14 protein-coding genes are annotated in these 17,981 nt (G+C 59.3%); 11 read left to right on the forward strand and 3 right to left on the reverse strand.

Going from position 1 to position 17,981, the window contains the following annotated elements:
* The first annotated feature begins 319 nt into the window (after positions 1 to 319).
* Entirely contained in the window at positions 320 to 1,642 is a 1,323-nt protein-coding gene (locus BLT47_RS05830) for a sialidase family protein (RefSeq protein WP_143021791.1), read from the forward strand.
* Between the two features lie 116 nt (positions 1,643 to 1,758).
* Here BLT47_RS05830 and BLT47_RS05835 read toward each other — a convergent pair whose 3' ends face one another.
* From BLT47_RS05835 to BLT47_RS05845, 3 genes are all read right to left on the reverse strand, one after another.
* Positions 1,759 to 2,544 carry a glucosamine-6-phosphate deaminase gene (locus BLT47_RS05835; protein ID WP_074662717.1) on the reverse strand — a complete coding sequence of 262 codons (786 nt, stop codon included), beginning with the start codon at positions 2,542 to 2,544 and terminating at the stop codon, positions 1,759 to 1,761.
* A 144-nt stretch (positions 2,545 to 2,688) separates the two neighbouring features.
* Positions 2,689 to 3,363 (reverse strand): N-acetylmannosamine-6-phosphate 2-epimerase, encoded by a 675-nt coding sequence (locus BLT47_RS05840; RefSeq protein WP_074662720.1) that lies wholly within the window; start codon positions 3,361 to 3,363, stop codon positions 2,689 to 2,691.
* Between the two features lie 12 nt (positions 3,364 to 3,375).
* Positions 3,376 to 4,656: an ROK family protein gene (locus BLT47_RS05845; RefSeq protein WP_176764486.1), complete on the reverse strand. Its 1,281-nt coding sequence runs from the start codon at positions 4,654 to 4,656 to the stop codon at positions 3,376 to 3,378.
* A gap of 537 nt (positions 4,657 to 5,193) precedes the next feature.
* Here BLT47_RS05845 and BLT47_RS05850 point away from each other — a divergent pair.
* The 10 genes from BLT47_RS05850 to BLT47_RS09560 all read left to right on the forward strand — a co-directional run bounded on the left by BLT47_RS05850 (position 5,194) and on the right by BLT47_RS09560 (position 17,932).
* A complete protein-coding gene (locus BLT47_RS05850; RefSeq protein ID WP_074662723.1) occupies positions 5,194 to 6,783 on the forward strand; it encodes an ABC transporter substrate-binding protein in 1,590 nt (529 codons plus the stop codon).
* A 114-nt stretch (positions 6,784 to 6,897) separates the two neighbouring features.
* Entirely contained in the window at positions 6,898 to 7,857 is a 960-nt protein-coding gene (locus tag BLT47_RS05855; RefSeq protein WP_049619837.1) for an ABC transporter permease, read from the forward strand.
* A 2-nt stretch (positions 7,858 to 7,859) separates the two neighbouring features.
* Positions 7,860 to 9,950 carry a dipeptide/oligopeptide/nickel ABC transporter permease/ATP-binding protein gene (locus BLT47_RS05860; RefSeq protein WP_065414815.1) on the forward strand — a complete coding sequence of 697 codons (2,091 nt, stop codon included), beginning with the start codon at positions 7,860 to 7,862 and terminating at the stop codon, positions 9,948 to 9,950.
* Positions 9,950 to 10,810 (forward strand): ABC transporter ATP-binding protein, encoded by an 861-nt coding sequence (locus tag BLT47_RS05865; protein ID WP_065414814.1) that lies wholly within the window; start codon positions 9,950 to 9,952, stop codon positions 10,808 to 10,810. The genes BLT47_RS05860 and BLT47_RS05865 overlap by 1 nt, the downstream gene beginning before the upstream one ends.
* The gene (locus BLT47_RS05870) at positions 10,811 to 11,731 is read left to right on the forward strand and encodes a dihydrodipicolinate synthase family protein (RefSeq protein WP_049619834.1); all 921 of its coding nucleotides are present in this window, start codon (positions 10,811 to 10,813) and stop codon (positions 11,729 to 11,731) included.
* Positions 11,732 to 12,204: 473 nt separating this feature from the next.
* Positions 12,205 to 12,429, forward strand: coding sequence for a hypothetical protein (locus tag BLT47_RS05875; protein ID WP_074662726.1), 225 nt, complete (start codon positions 12,205 to 12,207; stop codon positions 12,427 to 12,429).
* 60 nt (positions 12,430 to 12,489) lie between these two features.
* Positions 12,490 to 13,335, forward strand: a complete 846-nt coding sequence (locus tag BLT47_RS05880) for a FadR/GntR family transcriptional regulator (protein ID WP_083078557.1) — start codon at positions 12,490 to 12,492, stop codon at positions 13,333 to 13,335.
* 131 nt (positions 13,336 to 13,466) lie between these two features.
* The gene (locus BLT47_RS05885) at positions 13,467 to 14,645 is read left to right on the forward strand and encodes an ADP-ribosylglycohydrolase family protein (protein WP_074662729.1); all 1,179 of its coding nucleotides are present in this window, start codon (positions 13,467 to 13,469) and stop codon (positions 14,643 to 14,645) included.
* Between the two features lie 269 nt (positions 14,646 to 14,914).
* Complete coding sequence (locus tag BLT47_RS05890) at positions 14,915 to 16,531, forward strand: purine-cytosine permease family protein (protein WP_083330105.1); 1,617 nt, start codon at positions 14,915 to 14,917, stop codon at positions 16,529 to 16,531.
* Between the two features lie 21 nt (positions 16,532 to 16,552).
* A complete protein-coding gene (locus tag BLT47_RS09560; protein ID WP_074662732.1) occupies positions 16,553 to 17,932 on the forward strand; it encodes a PfkB family carbohydrate kinase in 1,380 nt (459 codons plus the stop codon).
* The last annotated feature ends 49 nt before the right edge of the window (positions 17,933 to 17,981 follow it).

Here is a 17,981-nt window from a genome sequence, read left to right on the forward strand (position 1 = left end):
AATTCAGCATAAAGCAAAAAAGTGACATCGTCACGTTTACTAGGGTGAAATCAAAATTTCACCCAGGGAAACTCGGGGGTTGCGCAAGGTGATGGAGCGGGTGCGATAAAAGTCACCTGAGTAAGATTCGCGTCATGCGTGCACATATTTATTGCGCACGCGCCGGGCCCGTCATAGCCTGTCGCCGCTACCCGCCGCCACATACTGCGGGGTGGGGGTGCAGGGTGGGGTGCTGCCTCGTGCCCCGGCTCCTTTTCGAGCAGCCAATATTATTTCGATGCCCCGGTATTCTTTCGGTGCTTCTCCTATACTTTTAGGCATGGCCAATTCGCCCCGGTATAACGTAGCCGACCTTGCCCACCCAACCGCGACGCATAATTACCGCATTCCTGCGTTGATTAATCACCGCGGCCGGGTACTAGCTTTCTTCGACGAACGTCCACATCCGCGTGCCGGTTCGGGGTGGTTGGGCGCAGGTGGCGCCATGGCGGATGACCTGCCCAATCCGAATCGGATCCTATTTTGCGAACTTGAGCTTGCCGCCCCGGGCCAGGCGGAAGCGGAACCGGTTACGGCGTCGTTCCCGCCCGCTGCGGACGCGAATCTCAGTGCGCAGGCAAATAAAAATGTGCGCACATATAATGGGAGGTGGACGCTGGCGCAACCGGTGCCAGGCGCTCCCGCGGTTTGTTCAGACGCGTGCGTCGCTTCCGACGGGCACAACCTCACCTTGGCTTATGGTTCTTCCACCGAAATCGGTTATTTCGGTTCCCAATACGCAGGCCCGCGCTTGGAACCCTATATCGCCTACGGCCCTTCCGTAACGCAGTTGCAGCACATGCCAGCCACCGAGTTGTATACAGAATTGCGTTGCGATGGCCTGTTTGCCACTTCTGGTTCCACGGTTTGCATGGGGACGACGGCGTTGCTCCCGTACGTGGTCCGCACGGGAACGGAAGCGCATATCCGGATTGTGCATGTGCAGGAAGGGAAAATCCGGGCGATTAGCGACCCAATTACTGCTGATAACAGTGCCGGTATTTATCTCGACGAAACTACTTTGGCCTGGGACGGAGAATATGTACATGCTAATTTTCGGGCGCAGGGCCGGGGCGGCCGGTGGGTCGCGTATTCCCGGGATGGGCTTTCCTGGTCGCAGCCGCGCCCGCTCGACCTTTCCGATCCGGGTTGCAATGCCAAAATCTTGCTCGCCCCAGCGCCGAATTCAGGTTCGTGCGCGCCACTATTACTGATTCACCCGCATACCACCGGATTCCCAGAAACCGGATCGGCGCATCCCGAACCGGCTGCGTCCACGGCGGGAGATCCCCAACCATCCGGCTCCTTGCTTCCCTCGGCGGCACCACCCGAACCTGCGGGTTTGGCGGTAGCTTCACCCGAACCGGCGGGCCCCGCGGTGGCTCCACCCGAAACTAATTCCGAGCTTTTGGGAGCGCGGGAAAATGGGGCCCTGGTTGATTACGAGGGTAGGGTTCACTATCGCTTTGCGCCCGGCGAATTTGGTTACGCGGACGCCGTTTACCTGCCCGGAACAACGGATTTGCTGGTGGCCTATGAGCGGGCGCAGAGCATCCGCTGTGAAGTTGTGCCGAGCTTAGAAGGCCTTATCAACGGTATTTAAGGTAGTCACCCTCGCCGGTTCGTAAAACTGGCGAGGGCACTTGAAGCACCAAGAGGCGTCGGGAAGCTTAGGCCGGAGCTCGGTCCGGCCTAAAAACTATCGCGCGGGATGAGTTCCTACCCGAGCTTTTGCCGCATTTCCCACCGCGCCTGGTAGAGCTCGGTGAGTTCCAGATCGGCAGCGGCGGCGGCGTCGGTAAGCACGGTTACGTCCGGATGCAGTTGCAGGATAGTGCAGGGCCACCGCGCGGAAATCGCTCCTTCTACGAGCTGCGTTACGGCTTCCTTTTTCCCTTCCCCAAAGGCAGTGAGCACGATTTTGCGAGCTTCCATAATCGTGCCGAGCCCTTGGGTGAGAGCCGAGGTAGGAACCAGGTCGAGGTTGCCGCCGAAGAACCGCGCATTATCAGCAATGGTTTGCTGGGCGAGGGCTTCGTGGTGGGTGCGGGAAACCAAGGAGGAACCGGGTTCATTGAAGGCAATATGCCCATCGGCGCCAATGCCCAAGATTTGCAGGTCCACTCCGCCAGCTTCCGCTATGGACGCATCGTAGCGGGCCGCTGCGGCCTGCGGATCTGGATCTTGCCCATCCGGGGTGTGCAGGTTTTCTTCCCGCAAACCGGTTTTATCTTCCCCAACCAGTTGGGCGCGCAACACATTGCGATAGCATTCCGGGTGGTCCGGCGCAATGCCAACGTATTCGTCTAGCGCAAAGGCTTGCGAATCGGCGAGCGTGAACCGCCCTTCCGCATGTGCTTCGCGCAATACCTGGTAGATGCCGAGCGGCGAGCTGCCGGTAGCCACCCCCAAAGTGGCGCCCGGGTGGGCAGCGAAATGCTCAATAATAAGGTCTGCTGCGGCCCGCGAAGCGGCTGGTTCACTTTCAAAAATTCCGATTTTCACTGCGATACTTCCCTTCCGTGTATTTATGTATCTAGTGGTCTAATGGTCTAGCGGCCTAGTGGTCTGGTGGCCTAGTGGTCTAGTGGCTTAGTGGCCCGTGTTTTATGTTTTGCGTTTTGTGGTGCGCGTGTGTGGAAGGCGGGCTTAGCCTTCCACAGCGTCCCGGAACCAGGTGGTGATCGTGGTGGGGTGGGTGATCGCGGTGCCGACCACTGCCGCCCACGCCCCGGCCGCCATCACTTGGCGCGCATCTTCCGGAGTATGGATACGCCCTTCACAAACCACGGGTAAATGCGGTACGGCTTCCACCATTTGCGCCAAAAGTTCAAAATCGGGGCCGGAAGTTTTCGGCCGGGAAGGCGTATAGCCGGCCAGCGTAGTACCAAGCAGATCCGCCCCGGATTCGGCGGCATATAGAGCATCTTCCAGGGAACTGCAATCTGCCATCACGAGTGCCCCAGCCTCGTGTACGGGGGCGATAGTTTCCGCGAACGTGGAACCATCGGGGCGTTTCCGGGTGGTGGCGTCAATGGCGACGACGTCGGCCCCCGCATTCACGCAAGCCAGCGCGTGGCGCACGCTGGGAGTGATGTAAACACCTTCGTGGCCTTCTTTCCACAGGCCAATAACGGGTACTTCCACCTGCCCTTTGATTGCCGCAATATCAGCGAGGCCTTGGCAGCGAATAGCGGCCGCTCCGCCGCGTTCTGCCGCGAGTGCCATCTGGGCCATGGTTTCTGGGTGGCGTAGGGGCTCGCCCGGGTAGGCCTGGCAGGAAACGACGAGTTTTCCTTTGATGGCCGCGATTACTGGATGCATTTTCTTGCTCCTTTAGTGATGCTGTAAATACTGCTGGTAGCAGTGGATGGCCGCGCCAATCAAGGGCGCTTTGCCGCCGAGCGTGCCGCGTGCCAAAGGCACTTCACGCACCGGAGTCATTGCGGATTCGGCAAAGCCCGCGGCTAGTGCCTCTCTCCACACCGTGCCGGCTTGGGTTACCGAACCGGATAGAACGATTACGTCTGGATCTAAACAGTTTGCCAAACCGGCAATAACCTGCCCGAGAGCTCGGGCAGAATCCTGTAAGACCGCGGCTGCGAACTTGCTTCCGGCAGCGGCTCGCGCCGCTACTTCGCCCCCGCCGCTCACTTCCCGTGGATAGTCTGCCTGGTGACCAGGGACCGGTTGCTCGGGTGCCGGCTGCTCAGGCGCCGCACTCGTGGTACTCGACTGCGGGGTGGCCGGTTCAGCCGATGCCTCCGGTTCAGCAGGCGCGGTGCGGCCGGTATAGCTAGCGGCCCGCCAGGGCGCTGCGGCCAAAGCGTTCGCCGGGTCCTGTGCAGCGGGGTCCTGTGCGGCCGGGTCTTGCGCGGCGGCGCGTTTGGCCCAGAGCCGGGCCAGGCCGGAGCCGGAGGCCACTGATTCTATGTGGGATTCGCGCCCGCAAGAACAGGTAAGCCCGGCGGCCAAGGGGTGGTAGACGTGCCCAAAATGGCCGGATACTCCGCGCGCCCCGCGATGTACTTGGCCGTCGAATACGGCTGCCCCGCCCATGCCGGTGCCGATGGCAAAAACCAGCGCGGTGCGAGCGCCGCGTGCGGCCCCGAAACTGGCCTCTCCTAATGCGTGCCCGTGCACATCATTGAGCACCGCGACGGGCAAGTGGCAAGCTTCGCGCAAGGCCGCTCCCAGGGGTTGGCCGGCCCACCCGGGCATGGTATCCGTGGCCGAAGCAATCGCTCCGTCTGCTTCCGCGATTACTCCGGCGGAAGAAACTCCAATACCTTGCGGCTCTAGCCCGGCCTCTCGGGCCTGCGCGAGTAGATCTTGCGCAAAATCCACCACGGTTTCCAATACTGCCGCCCCGCCGCGGCTTGCCTGCGTGGCAACCGAACTGAGTAGATGCACTTCGGGCACGTCCGGAGCCGGCAAAACTACAAGGCCGCCAGCAATTTTCGTGCCCCCTATGTCTAAGGCTAGAAAACAATGTGGCCCGCTCGCGGGGGTATGCGTAGCTGCGGGGGCAGGTGCAGCCGCGGGGGCAGGTGCAGCCGCGGGGGCAGGTGCAGCCGCGGGGTTAGGAGCGGCGGCGGACGGCGTCGTGGAACTCATGAGAATAGGTACTCCCCGGTTTTAGCAACGGTATTCCTTGGTATTCCTGCGCAAAGTTTGCCCGGTGGTGCGAGCGGGTGCTAGCAGCGCCGGCGTGGCGGTTACGAGTGGAGGGCTACCACCCGCGAGCTAACATCGCGTTCGCGCCTGTACGATTCGCGTCTTCACGAAACGTCAGACAAACTGCTACGCCTAGCCTACATCGAATTTGCTCCGCCGCCAGAAAATTCGCGTTTTTCCTCAAAAAGTCCTGAAATGTCGCCGCAAAAGCTGATAGAGCGAGAGCTCCTTACGCGGTCATGTTAGGGCGGGGCCGTGTGTAGCCCTTGCGAAAATTTGTCTGATGACATAGTTTTTTCCTAAGAGGTTCACAGGGAACCCTAAGAGGTTCACAGAGAGCTTCGAGAAAGGTCTCAACGAGGAGGCACGAAGGAAGTAGGGCGAACAGCTTTCTTTCGTTTCGGCAACGCCGGCACTTGCTCGCGGGCCGATGCTCTCAATGATGAGGACACAACAAGTAAGAAGAGGACACTATCCATGCGAAAAGGCATCTTTAGCACGAAGGTTGCCGCAGTCCTTGCCGCCGCAGCGCTGGCGCTAACAGCGTGTGGCGGAGGTAGCGGCAAGACGGAAGGCACGGCGGACGCCTCCGGCTCCGCCGGTACTAGCGAAGCAACGCAGACCGGTACGATCACCGCTGGTGCCGCCTACGAAACCACGGATTACAACCCCACCAGTACCTCCTCGGCACTGGCTATGGGCACCAACTGGCACGTGGTTGAAGCACTGTACTCCTACGATTCTGACTTCAATATTCGTAAGGAGCTGGCCGCGGATGACACCCCGGTCGAAGTATCCGATACCCAGTACGAAGTGAAGATTCGGCCCGATGCGGCCTTCTCCGATGGCACTCCGGTGACGGCCGATGATGTTATTGCCTCCTTCGAAAAGGCAATGGCTCCCGAAAACCTGTACGCGTCCATGCTCTCCTCCGTGAAGAACGTAGAGAAGAAGGACGATTCCACCGTCACGATTAACCTCAACCATCCCTTCACGCTGCTCAAGGATCGCTTGACGGTCGTGAAGATTGTGCCGAAGTCCGCCACTGCGGACGAGCTGAAGGCCAAGCCGGTTGGTTCGGGCCCGTGGAAGTACGATTCCATTACCGATACCGGTATTGAAATGTCTCCGAACGAGCACTACAACGGCCCCTTCCCGGCCAAGGGTGCGCATATGCATTGGGACATCATCAAGGACGATAACGCTCGTACCACCGCCGCTCAGGACGGCACGATTGCCGTAATGGAAGCGGTACCGGCTGACCGTATCGAACTGCTGGAAGCTGCTGGCCTGAAGGTCGAAGAAAAGCAGGGCTTCAACCTGCCCTTCCTGCTCTTCAACACCAGCAAGGCACCCTTCAATGACGCGCGGGTCCGCCAAGCCTTCCATTACGCAATCGATACTCAGAAGCTGATCGCGAACGCGATGGACGGCAAGGCGAAGGAAGTTACCGGCTTCCTGCCCGAAACCTCGCAGTACTACAACAAGGCTAAGGTCCAGTACACCTACAACCCAGAAAAGGCGAAGGAACTTCTGGCCGAAGCTGGCGTATCCGATCTTTCGATCACCTTGCAGAGCACGGATCACCCGTGGATTGAAGCTCTTGGGCCCCAGATCAAGAACGATCTGGAAGCTGTGGGCGTGAAGGTAGAACTCAACGCGCAGGCTTCCGCCTCGCTCTACTCGAACAACCTCGACGTCGATAATGCAACCTTCGATGTGGCACTCGCCCCGGGCGATCCTTCGGTATTCGGCAACGATCCAGACATGCTTATCCGCTGGTGGTACGGCGATAACCTGTGGACGCAGCGCCGCTCCTTCATGCAGAAGGGCGAACCGGAGAAGTTCCAGGAGCTGCAGAACCTGCTTGATGAAGCAGTGCGGCTGGAAGGCGATGCCCGCCAGGCCAAGTGGAATGAAGCCATGGATCTCGTAGCCGAAGAAGCCGTGATCTACCCGCTCTTCCACCGCACCATGATCACCGCTTACAACCCGGAGCTCGTGGAAGGTGTAACGCCGGTGACCACCACCGGTCTGAACCTGCTGACGGCAAAGCCGCTCGAATAGTAGCGAGCCCCTTCCGGGTGCTCGAAATTCAGGATCCCGTGTAAAACGCTGCGGAGGGGCGGTAAGCACAGCTTCCGCCCCTCCGCAGTGTCAGGGAACTGAGGAGTAACGCATATGAACAACGTCATCAGACTCGTTGGTCGAAGGTTGGTGGCACTACCGCTCATGATCCTGGGCGTGGTGTTCCTGGTCTTCTTCCTCATGTCTTTCTCAAAAATTGACCCCGCGTATTCGGCACTGGGAGAAAACTCCACCGAAGCGCAACGGGAAGCTTTCCGGATTTCCCAAGGTCTCGATAAACCCTGGCTCATCCAATTCCTGGCCTTCCTAGGCGGAATGTTCCGCGGCAGCCTCGGCGTGTACGGGGTACGCCAAGATTCTGTAGCCGAACTGGTGGGGCAAGCTTTCCCCATCACCATGCAACTCACCTTCTTTGGTTTGCTCATCGCTATTGTGGTGGCTTTCCCGCTGGGCGTTTTGGCAGCTCTCTACCGAGACCGCTGGCCCGATAAGGTGATCCGCGTGCTCTCCATCGCCGGGATTGCCACTCCTTCCTTCTGGCTCGGCATTTTGCTCATCGTCTGGATGGGCCCGGGAGGCGCAAACATATTGCCCGTTTCTGGCCGCCTGCCAGCAATGACGGACAATTTTGGGGGATGGTTCCTCCGTATGCTTCTACCGGCCGTGGCGCTCGCCGTGCCCGTGATTGGTTCTCTTACCCGCGTGATTCGTACTTCGATGGTGGAAGAACTGGATTCGGACTATGTGCGTACCGCTTTGGGCGCCGGCATTCCGAAGACGGTAGTGGTGGCCCGCAATGTTTTGCGCAATGCGCTGATCACGCCGGTCACGGTACTTGGCTTGCGAGTCGGCTACCTGATGGGCGGCGCCGTGGTCATTGAAGTTATCTTCAACCTGCGCGGCATGGGACGCGTGATCGTAGACGGCATTACCAATAATTGGACTTCGGTCGTCCAGGGCGTGGTGCTCGTGGTTGCGATCGCCTTCATCATCGTGAATATCGTGGTTGATCTGCTCTACATTGCGATCAATCCGAGGATTAGGTCGGTGTAACGATGGGACGCAAAAAGCTAACCAAGAAACTAGAAAACAAGCCGGTACGCTTCCGGCGTTTCCGGGCGATGTCCTGGGGAGCTCGCATCTCCTTGCTCGTGATCCTCGCGATCATTCTCATCGCTATCTTCGCCAACTTCCTCGCCCCGCACGATCCGCTGGAGATCTTCACCGCCAAGCAGGGCCCTTCCGGAGAACACCTCTTCGGTACGGACGATAAGGGCCGCGATGTGCTCTCGCGCGTTATGTACGGTGGTCGATACTCGCTAGTAGTAGGCTTTGTAGCCCTCTTCATTGCCGTCCTATTCGGCTCGATTATCGGTGCAACCGCCGCGGTTTCCCGCAAGTGGGTATCCGAACTCATCATGCGGTGCATGGACGTCGTAATGGCTATCCCCGGTATCGCCCTGGTAGCGGTATTCGTGGTGGTCTTCGGTAACTCCCTCCTCAGTATTTCCATCTCAATCGGGGTGGTTTACATACCCCAGCTAGCCCGCGTGGTACGTGCCAATGTGCTTTCCGAATACGGCGAGGACTACGTGCGCGCGGTTATCGTTTCCGGTGCGCGAGCACCCTGGATTTTGATCAAGCACGTGGTGCGTAACTGCGCGGCACCGGTAATGGTATTCGCAACCGTGCTGGTGGCAGACGCGATCGTGCTGGAAGCTTCGCTTTCCTTCATCCAGGCCGGCATTCAAGAACCGACTCCCACCTGGGGCAATATCCTTTCCGATGCGCAAGGCGGCGTGATGGCCGGGCGCTGGTGGCAGGCACTATTCCCCGGCTTGGCCATTATGATCACCGTGCTGTGCCTGAATATCCTTTCCGAAGGCATCACGGACGCCATGGTGGTGGCCCCGAAGGGTCAGAGCTCGGTAGACGAAACCGCCGGGGCCGAATCTCGTTCCGAAGCCGACCGGCTGATCGCCGATCCGGTGCTCGCTTACAAGGCGCAGCACGAAGCGCTCGTGGAACGGCTCGCCCGCTTGCGGTACGTGGAATCCAAACGGACCGATCGCTTCCTGCCCAGCGGCGAAGGCGAACCGGTTATCCAGGTCAAGGACCTGTGCATTCGCTTCCCCCGGCACGGCGATATCGACGTCGTCGATCACGTTTCCTTCGCGGTACGCCCCGGAGAAACAATGGGGCTCGTGGGCGAATCCGGGTGCGGCAAGTCGATTACTGCCTTCTCCATCATGGGGCTGTTGCCCCAGGAGGCAACAGTTTCCGGCGAAATCAGGTACGGAGATAAGAACCTTGTGGGCATGGACCCCAAGGAACACAACCAGCTCCGCGGCAATGAAATCGCCATGATCTACCAGGATGCGCTTTCCGCTCTCAACCCCTCGATGCTGATCAAGACACAAATGAAGCAGCTGACCAGCCGGGGCGGTACCCGGAGCGCGGAAGAACTGCTGGAACTGGTAGAGCTCGATCCTAAGCGCACGCTCGAATCGTATCCGCATGAACTTTCGGGTGGGCAGCGCCAGCGCGTACTGATCGCTATGGCGCTCACCCGCGATCCGAAGTTGCTTATCGCTGATGAACCGACGACGGCGCTCGATGTGACCGTGCAACGCCAAGTGATTGACCTGCTCAACCGGCTGCAAGAAAAGCTCGGGTTCGCGATGATCTTCGTTTCGCACGATCTGGCACTCGTGGCCGAAGTTGCTAACTACATCACCGTGATGTACGCGGGGCAGGTAGTGGAGCAGGCCTCTACGAAGGAACTGCTCATGGATCCGCGCCACGAATACACGCGCGGCCTGCTCGGCTCCGTACTTTCTATCGAGGCTGGCTCCGGCCGGCTCCACCAAGTGCCCGGAACCGTGCCTTCCCCGAAGGATTTCCCCTCCGGAGATCGCTTCGCGCCGCGTTCCTCGCACCCCACGGTGGGACTTACAACCAAGCCCACGCTCCTGCGCGTACCCGATACCTGGCACTTCTACGCCGGGCATCCGGAAGCCGGAGAAGTGGCGCAGAAGGAATACGTGGATCCGCTCCTCGTTAGCACCGGTAAAGAACCGGGCCGGCGCGCTGCGGATGAAACCGGCGAATCCAGCCCCACGCAAACGGGAGAGGAGCCACAGTAATGACGGGACAACGCATCGCCTCCGCGGATGAACTTGCGCGGATCGAAAGCGGGGAACCGCTCATCGAACTCAAGGACGTGGAGGTCAGCTTCACCACCCGTACCGGGAGTATTTTCCGGCCGAATAAGGTCCATGCCGTACGCGGCGTGAACCTGAAGCTCTTCCCCGGGGAAACGATCGGTATCGTGGGTGAATCCGGGTCCGGAAAATCCACTACCGCAAACGTGATGTGTGGCCTGCAGCAGGCCACCGGCGGAAAAGTATTTTTCCGCGGGAAAGACGTCACACACCGTAACGCGAAGCAACGCAAAGTTATCGGGCGCGTGGTTTCCGTGGTCTTCCAAGATCCGGCAACCGCTCTCAACGCCCGCATGAGCGTGCACGATCAGCTGCTTGATCCCCTGCTTGTGCACAAGATTGGCGACGCCGAATCGCGGGAAAAGCGGGTGCGGGAACTGATCTCCTTCGTGGGACTACCCGAATCGGCACTGCAGGCTTTGCCGGGCCAGTTATCTGGTGGGCAACGCCAGCGCGTGGCTATTGCCCGTGCCCTTTCGATTGAACCGGATGTGATCATTGCTGATGAGCCGACTTCCGCGCTGGATGTTTCCGTGCGCGCCCAGATTTTGAACTTGCTTTCAGATCTGAAGACGGAGCTCGGCATGTCCATGGTGTTCATCTCGCACGATATTCAAACTGTCCGCTATATATCAGACCGGATCGCCGTGATGAACCGCGGTGAATTCGTTGAAGAAGGCCCTGCTGAACAGGTTCTTCATAACCCGAAGGACGAGTATACGAGGACCCTCCTCGCAGCCACCCCGTCTCTTCTACACCCCGACTTGGGAGGAAACAAATAAATGGCTGAGCAACGATTTAGGGGAGTGATCCCGCCGGTAATTACCCCGCTTACAGCCGCGCGCGAGTTCGACGAAAAGTCTTTCGAGAACAATGTGAAGCGGATGCTGGAAGCAGGAGTGCACGGTCTCTTCTTCCTCGGTTCCACCGGTGAAGTAGCTTTTGCTACCGCGCAGCGGCGCCGCGAGGTGCTTGAAGCTGCCGTGCGAGTAGTGGACGGGCGCGTGCCCGTACTAGCCGGGATCGTGGATATTCAAACGGACCGGATGGTCGAAAATGCTCGCGAAGCGCAAGCTATCGGAGTAGACGCGATCGTAGCTACCGCGCCGTTCTACGCCCTCAGTTCGGAAAAGGAAGATGAAGCAAACTTCCGCGCCATTCACGACGCCGTAGATTTGCCGCTCTTCGCCTACGACCTGCCCGTATGCGTCCACAAGAAGCTTGGCATTGATCTCGTCATGCGGCTTGCAAAAGACGGTGTACTGGCCGGCGTGAAGGATTCTTCCGGCGACGACGTAAACTTCCGCTATCTGTGCGCGGCGAACCAGGAAGCTGGTTCTCCGCTGTCCGTGATGACCGGGCACGAAGTAGTGGTAGATGGCGCCTACATGGCGGGAGCGGACGGTTCGGTGCCGGGCCTGGCAAATGTGATCCCACGGCCCTACGTGGAACAGTGGGAAGCTTTCCAAGCCGGCAACTGGGAAAAAGTGCGAGAAATTCAAGACTACCTGGCGCGAGTCATGCGCGTAGCTTTGGTAGCGAAAGCTACCCGCGGTTTTGGCGTTGGAGTAGGCGGGTTCAAGACGGCGCTCATGCTCATGGGCGTAATCGAATCGAACCAGATGCCGCGCCCGGTGGAAGCACTGGAAGGCGAGGATATGGAGGCTGTTCGCCACATCCTCACCGCGGAGGGGCTCCTCTAAGGTCAGGAGGTAACTGGGCTACTGGCCGCCACGGTAGCCCGGCTCCTCCCCGCTCTTCCAGGGAGTGCAGGTACGCCCGGGTGTAAACATATAATCCGCACACGCAAATAAAACCTGGGCACTTGCACAACGATGGGGGCTGAAAGGAACACGGTTTCCTTCCAGCCCCCATCGGTATTCTCCCTTCTACCCCGGCAGTGCTTTTCGGCCCCGGCAGTGCTTTCTTCCGGAACGTCGGCACTACGGCAGCCTATAGGTCTGACAAATTAGGGCATGCTATCGTAATGCTCTCTTGCATAATTGAAGCATGGCCGAGTGGAAGCTCACCTAAGCAAAGCCGCGAATATGACCTACTGTCAGAAAATGTGCGCATTATGGTACGGCATGGGAAATTTGTCTGACGTCTTATAGAATCTCTGTTAAATCTTCATTTCTCGCTTTCACCGGCGGAAAGGAAAAAATGTTTTCCGGCAGTGGCGAAGGTGCAACTGCCAGAAAGCTACACGGAAGCAGCGCCGCTACCGGGCTGGTATGCGGATGCCACACGCAACAGAACAAAACCGAAAACCAAAACCAAAAAACCAAAACCAAAAAACCAAAACCAGGTACCAAGACCAAAACTAGATATCAAGGTCAGATACCGAGACCAAAAACTAAAAACCGGAACCGGAAAACCAGGAACCAGAAAAGTCGAATAGCAAAGTAGTGCGAGCCAGCGGGACAGCAGCGCACAGAAGTACGAGGTGAGGGGGAGAGTTATGGCAAAGAAGCGTGTAACTACGGAGACGGAAAGCAATGCGCCGCGGGAAGAAAACAGCGCCGAGAATAGCAAATACGAAGGCACACAGGATAGCGAGTTGGCGCTGTTAGCGGTAGAAGCGGTAACGGGCCCGCGAAAGAAAGCTTCCCACCGGGCGGATATCGTCATGAACTCGATCAAGTCTTATATCGTGCAACACAAGCTTTCGAGCGGTGACCCACTTCCTACCGAAGCACAGCTGTGCGAAGAATTGGGGGTTTCGCGTTCTTCGGTGCGCGAAGCACTCTCGAAACTGGAAGCTTTGGACGTGGTTTCTTCCCGGCAGGGAAGAGGCACGGTAGTGGGGCAAATGTCTTTTACTCCGCTGGTGGAAACTTTGCTCTTGCGGGCCACTATCGAAGAGGGCCCGGATGCAGAAGCAATCCAAAAGATTGTGGATATGCGCCGCTATCTCGATTTGGGGATGAGTACCGATATTGTGGCGGCTCTGCGGGGAACCAAAAACCAGGATTTGCGGCAAATCGTGGAAAACATGAAGGAGAAAGCGCTCCGCGGGGAACGGTTCTGGGAGGAAGATATCCGCTTCCATATCGGCCTGACCGAATCTCTGGATAATGGTGTGGCTTCCCAAATGGTTACGGCCTTGTGGGTGGTGCATTGCATCTCCATGCAAGATATTGGGACCGAAGGCAATCCCCAAATGTTGGAGACTGCGCGTGCCCACGAACGGATTTTGGACGCCGCGGAAGCTGGCGATATTTTCGCGTACCGCGGGGCCATAAACGACCACTACCGGCCCCTCGAAAGCATTATCGAAGCCCATACCCTCCGCCACTACGCGTAGAGGAAGCAGCGCGCCGGTAGTAACGACGGCGTGCTTGTAGCTGGGCAGTAGCCGGTTCCGTAGGAGCGCGCCGGCGTGCTGCTAACGCCAGAGCGGATTTTAGCCTCCGCCACTACGCGTAGGCTAAGGGTATGACACGGCCAGAAAACCCAGAAAACACAGAAAACCCAGAAAACACAGATTTTGCGGAGCTTCAGCTGGATCGCGCCCGGGGTGCACTGTGGGGTTTGGCGCTCGGGGACGCTCTGGGAATGCCCACCCAGTCCATGTCCCGGCAGGCGATCCGCGAAACCTACGGAAAAATATCTGGGTTCGTGGCAGGTGCTGCGAACCAACCGATAGCACCGGGAATGCCTGCCGGCTCGGTAACCGACGATACGGATCAAGCCCTTATTCTCGGCAGGCTGTTAATAGCCGGCGAGGGGCACGTAGCGCCCCTTGATTTTGCTACTGCTCTCATGGAGTGGGAAGAAAAAATGATCGCGGCCGGCTCTAATGACCTACTTGGCCCTTCCACTAAACGCGCCCTGGAAGCACTTCGCGCCGGAGCTTCGCCGCACGAAACCGGAAAGGCTGGCACCACAAATGGTGCGGCCATGCGAGTAGCACCCGTAGGAATCGCGAACTCTCTTGCCGAACCAGCAAGTTTCCTCGCCGCCGTGGCCGAATCGTGCAGCGTCACCCACAATACGAACCTCGGGATTTCCGGTGCGGCCGCCATTGCCGCCACAATTTCCGCCGCCATCGATAGCCCGGCGCCGGCCGCGCCTGCTAAGTTTGCCGCGCCTGCTACGCCCGCCGTGTCTGCCAAGCCTGCCGTGTCTGCCAAGCTTGCCGTGCCTGCCAAGCCTGCCGCGCCTGCTACGCCCGCCCAGATTTCGCGGGCTTTGGATGCCGGCCTGGCTTGTGCTTACGAGGCCGAAAAGCTCGGTACCTGGTGTGAAGGGGCGTCCATTCCGGCGCGTTTTGCACATGCCCGCACACAGGTAAAAGGTATGTCCGAAACCGAATTTGGCGACTATCTAGCCCACGTGGTTGGCACTTCGGTGGCTTCCCAAGAATCAGTAGTGTGTGCCCTGCTGATCGTGGAACATTTCGGCACGCAAATCATTCGCGGGCTCACTTTTGCGGCCGAACTGGGCGGGGATACAGATACTATCGGCGCCATGGCCGGAGCAATCTTCGGCGCCCTGTGTGGATTTTCCGCCCTACCCCCGAACATGGTGGAAACCATGAGCAGCGTACAAAACCTTGATATCGACGCCGTCGCCACCGGCCTCCTAGCCTTACGTAAACCCCGCGCTGCGTAATTCTCGCACTACGTAAATCTCGCACTGTTACGTAAACCCCGCGCTGCGTAATTCTCGCACTACGTAAATCTCGCACTGTTACGTAAACCCCGCGCTGCGTAATTCTCGGTAGGATACAGCTCAAACCCAACTAGAGCTCAAAAGCACGAAAATCTGCGCCAAAAACAAGCGAAAAATCCGAGCTCAAAACGTACGAAGGACTTCTTATGAATACGCCGTCTGGAACCGGCGAATCTACATCTAGCTCGCCATTACCTAGCCAGCAGCCAATGCCTAGCCAACCACTGCCTAACCAGCCCGCCGGCGGCGAGCCCGCGCTCAATTCGGCCGCACCCAGCCAGCCCGCACCCGGCTCACTGGCACTCGGCCAGCCCGCATCCGGTTCACCCGCGCCCGGCCGCACGCTAAGCGCGGTGGAACAGCGCGGGATCGAACCGGTGCCGCGTTCCGAACAAACCGGAAATCCCTGGCAATTATTCTGGGTCTGGTTCGCCGCGAACATTTCCGTGCTCGGCCTCCCCTTGGGAGTCTCGCTCGTGGCTATGGGGCTCAATGTTTGGCAGGCCATGCTCGCTGCTGTGTTGGGGGCTTGCGGTTCGTTCGCCGTCGTCGGCATTATTTCGGTGGCTGGTAGCCGCGGGGGAGCGCCTTCCCTCACGCTTTCCCGCGCGGTTTTCGGGGTGCGCGGTAACTTGGGCCCCACGCTCATGGCGCTCCTTTCTCGGCTTGGCTGGGAAACCGTGAACACCTCCACCGCGGCGCTCGCTTTTGTCACTTTCTGTTCGCTGGTATTTGGCACCCCCGGTACCGCGCGGCAAACCCCGCTCCTCGCAGTAGTGGGCGTGCTCCTTTTCGTGCTTCTCACCATGATCATTTCCGGGCTGGGCATAAACGCGATAAACGAAGTACAGAAATGGTCAACCTGGATTTTTGGTGCCCTCAACCTCGTGATTTTGGTATACCTGCTCACCCGGATTGACTGGGCTGGCGTGCTGAGTTTGGAAGGCGGTTCGGTGGCGCAAGTGATCGCCGGAATTGGCGTGATCGCCGCCGGCACCGGGATCGGCTGGTCCACTTCCGGGGCCGATATGGCACGCTACCAGTCGCCGCTGGTGCGAGCCGGCCATTTGGTGGCTTCTGCCGCGGCCGGCGCTGGTATTCCGCTCATCATTATGATTTCCATGGGCGCGGTGATTGGTTCTTCCAGTCCCGCCGTGCTCGCCTCCCCGAATCCGATGGATACGATCCGCGAATCTCTACCCACCGCGGCTGCCGCCATCTACCTGTTCATTTCCTTCGTTGGCCTGCTGCTCTCAAATCATTTATCGGTGTATTCGGCAGGGCTGAATTGGATCACCATGGGTGTGCGGATCAAACGCACCACCGCGGTGCTCATCGAAATTGCGATTACCACCGTGCTCGCCCTCGTATTCCTCCTCGCTGCCGAAAACTTCTACGACCCCTTCATCGCTTTCATTTCCGTGCTCGCCCTCCCGCTTTCCGCGTGGACGGCGGTGTTCCTGGTTGACATGATTAAACGCCGCAGCTACAAACGTGATTCCCTACTCGACCTCACCCCCGCTAGCCCGTACTGGTATCGCGGTGGCGTGCGGTGGCGTGCGTTTGCTGCCTGGATTATCGGCACGGTAGTGGCCTTCCTCTTCATCGAAATCCAGTGGAGCGGGAGCGGAGGGGAAGCCACTGGCGTGGCACAAAGCGTCCAAGAAGTTTTGTTCGTGGGCCCCCTCGCGCACACGTGGATTGGCGAGGCTGGCCTAGGGTGGCTGGTTGCCGGCGTGGTAGCGGCCGTCGTCTTCCTCCTTTGCGGTGGCTTACGTGATTACGACGCCGTAGATACCGCCCCGGCCACCACCGCAGAAAACTAGTTCCTTTGCAGGAGGAAAATAATGTACGACGCCGTCCCTCCAGCCGCGGCCACTACCGGCCGCAGTAGTGGAGCCGCTCCCACCGCGAACAACCGTGCCAACCCGGGCTCCCGAGATGTGCACAAGACTGCGGGCCGGTTTATAAATACCGGTCAAGCAATTGTGGACGTGGTAATGCGGGTAGACCGCGTGCCGGAACCGGGTGGGGATGTTTTTGCTGCGAAGCATACTTTGCTGGCGGGCGGAGATTTTAACGTTATGGCGGCCGGGGCGCGGGCTGGCGCCAGCGTGGTCTATGCCGGCAGCTATGGCCAGGGGGTTTATGCCGATATTGTGCTGGCTGCCTTGCGGGAAGAAAATATCGAGGTTTTGGCCGCGCCGGTACCGGATATGGACACCGGATTTTGCGTGGCCCTGGTAGATAACCAGGCCGAACGCACTTTTATTTCGACCGTGGGTGCGGAAGGGGTAATAAGCCCGGGTCAATACGCGCTAGCCGCACCCGGCCCGCAAGACGTGGTTTACATTTCCGGCTATTCCTTGGTGCATGAAGCAAACCGAACGGAACTCCAACGCTGGTTGGCGGCCGGGATTTCCGCGCGCGTGCTCTTTGACCCGGCCCCGGTAGTAGCGGAGATCCCCGAGCCGGCCCTCACTGCCGTGCTAGCCCGCGCCGATATTGTGACGGCTAATGCGCGGGAAGCACAGATCTTGCTCACCCGCCTGGGCGCGGCACCGGCCGGCGCGGAAACAGCTGCTGCTCGCGCGGCGCTAGCGGAGCAAACAGATCCGGCCGGCGCGGAAGAAAAACCTACCGAAGCTGTTTTGCTCGGGCGGGCCCGCCAGCTCAGTGCGGCAACCGGTGCGGCGGTGGTATTGCGGGCCGGCGGCGCCGGCGTTGCCCTAGCCCTGCCGGGTAAACCGGATGCCGCAACCTCGCACCTGGCAGATGCTAGGGGAGCGGCAGAAGCTACATGCACGGCGGGAGTTACGGGCGCGGCTGATGCTACTGACGCGGCCGATGTGGCGGGCGCGGTAAAAACTACAGGTACGGCAAAAGTTCCGACCGTACCGGCAACCTCTTTCCGAGGGGGTGGATCTTCGTTCCGAGGGAATAGCTCACCGGAGCAAATCCGGGCGATTTTTGTGCCGCCGCTACGCGTTACCGCTGTTGATACGAATGGTGCGGGCGACGCCCATGCCGGAGTTTTAGGAGCCGGTTTGTGCCGCGGGGAAAGCCTCGGATTAGCCTGCGCCCGGGCCGGGGTGGCCGCCGGGATCGCGGTGACTCGCGAAGGGCCTGCTACCAGCCCGCGGCTGGCAGAACTCAACGCGGCCTACGCGCAGTGGCGTACCGAAATCGGCCCGGAGCGTGCTAACACCCTCGAAACATTTGGCTAAACGCCGGCCACCCAGAAGTCAGCGGCCCGCCGCCCGCACATAGCAGCAG

The sequence above is a fragment of the Actinobaculum suis genome (genome assembly GCF_900102025.1).
GTDB lineage: Bacteria > Actinomycetota > Actinomycetes > Actinomycetales > Actinomycetaceae > Actinobaculum > Actinobaculum suis.

What these genes read in the sequence shown, in the direction of transcription:
- BLT47_RS05840 (WP_074662720.1), bottom strand. Translation starts at nt 3,363, where the DNA reads ATGCATCCAGTAATCGCGGCCATCAAAGGAAAACTCGTCGTTTCCTGC.
- BLT47_RS05845 (WP_176764486.1), bottom strand. Translation starts at nt 4,656, where the DNA reads ATGAGTTCCACGACGCCGTCCGCCGCCGCTCCTAACCCCGCGGCTGCA.
- BLT47_RS05870 (WP_049619834.1), top strand. Translation starts at nt 10,811, where the DNA reads ATGGCTGAGCAACGATTTAGGGGAGTGATCCCGCCGGTAATTACCCCG.
- BLT47_RS05885 (WP_074662729.1), top strand. Translation starts at nt 13,467, where the DNA reads ATGACACGGCCAGAAAACCCAGAAAACACAGAAAACCCAGAAAACACA.
- BLT47_RS09560 (WP_074662732.1), top strand. Translation starts at nt 16,553, where the DNA reads ATGTACGACGCCGTCCCTCCAGCCGCGGCCACTACCGGCCGCAGTAGT.
- BLT47_RS05880 (WP_083078557.1), top strand. Translation starts at nt 12,490, where the DNA reads ATGGCAAAGAAGCGTGTAACTACGGAGACGGAAAGCAATGCGCCGCGG.
- BLT47_RS05865 (WP_065414814.1), top strand. Translation starts at nt 9,950, where the DNA reads ATGACGGGACAACGCATCGCCTCCGCGGATGAACTTGCGCGGATCGAA.
- BLT47_RS05830 (WP_143021791.1), top strand. Translation starts at nt 320, where the DNA reads ATGGCCAATTCGCCCCGGTATAACGTAGCCGACCTTGCCCACCCAACC.
- BLT47_RS05850 (WP_074662723.1), top strand. Translation starts at nt 5,194, where the DNA reads ATGCGAAAAGGCATCTTTAGCACGAAGGTTGCCGCAGTCCTTGCCGCC.
- BLT47_RS05855 (WP_049619837.1), top strand. Translation starts at nt 6,898, where the DNA reads ATGAACAACGTCATCAGACTCGTTGGTCGAAGGTTGGTGGCACTACCG.
- BLT47_RS05860 (WP_065414815.1), top strand. Translation starts at nt 7,860, where the DNA reads ATGGGACGCAAAAAGCTAACCAAGAAACTAGAAAACAAGCCGGTACGC.
- BLT47_RS05890 (WP_083330105.1), top strand. Translation starts at nt 14,915, where the DNA reads ATGCCTAGCCAACCACTGCCTAACCAGCCCGCCGGCGGCGAGCCCGCG.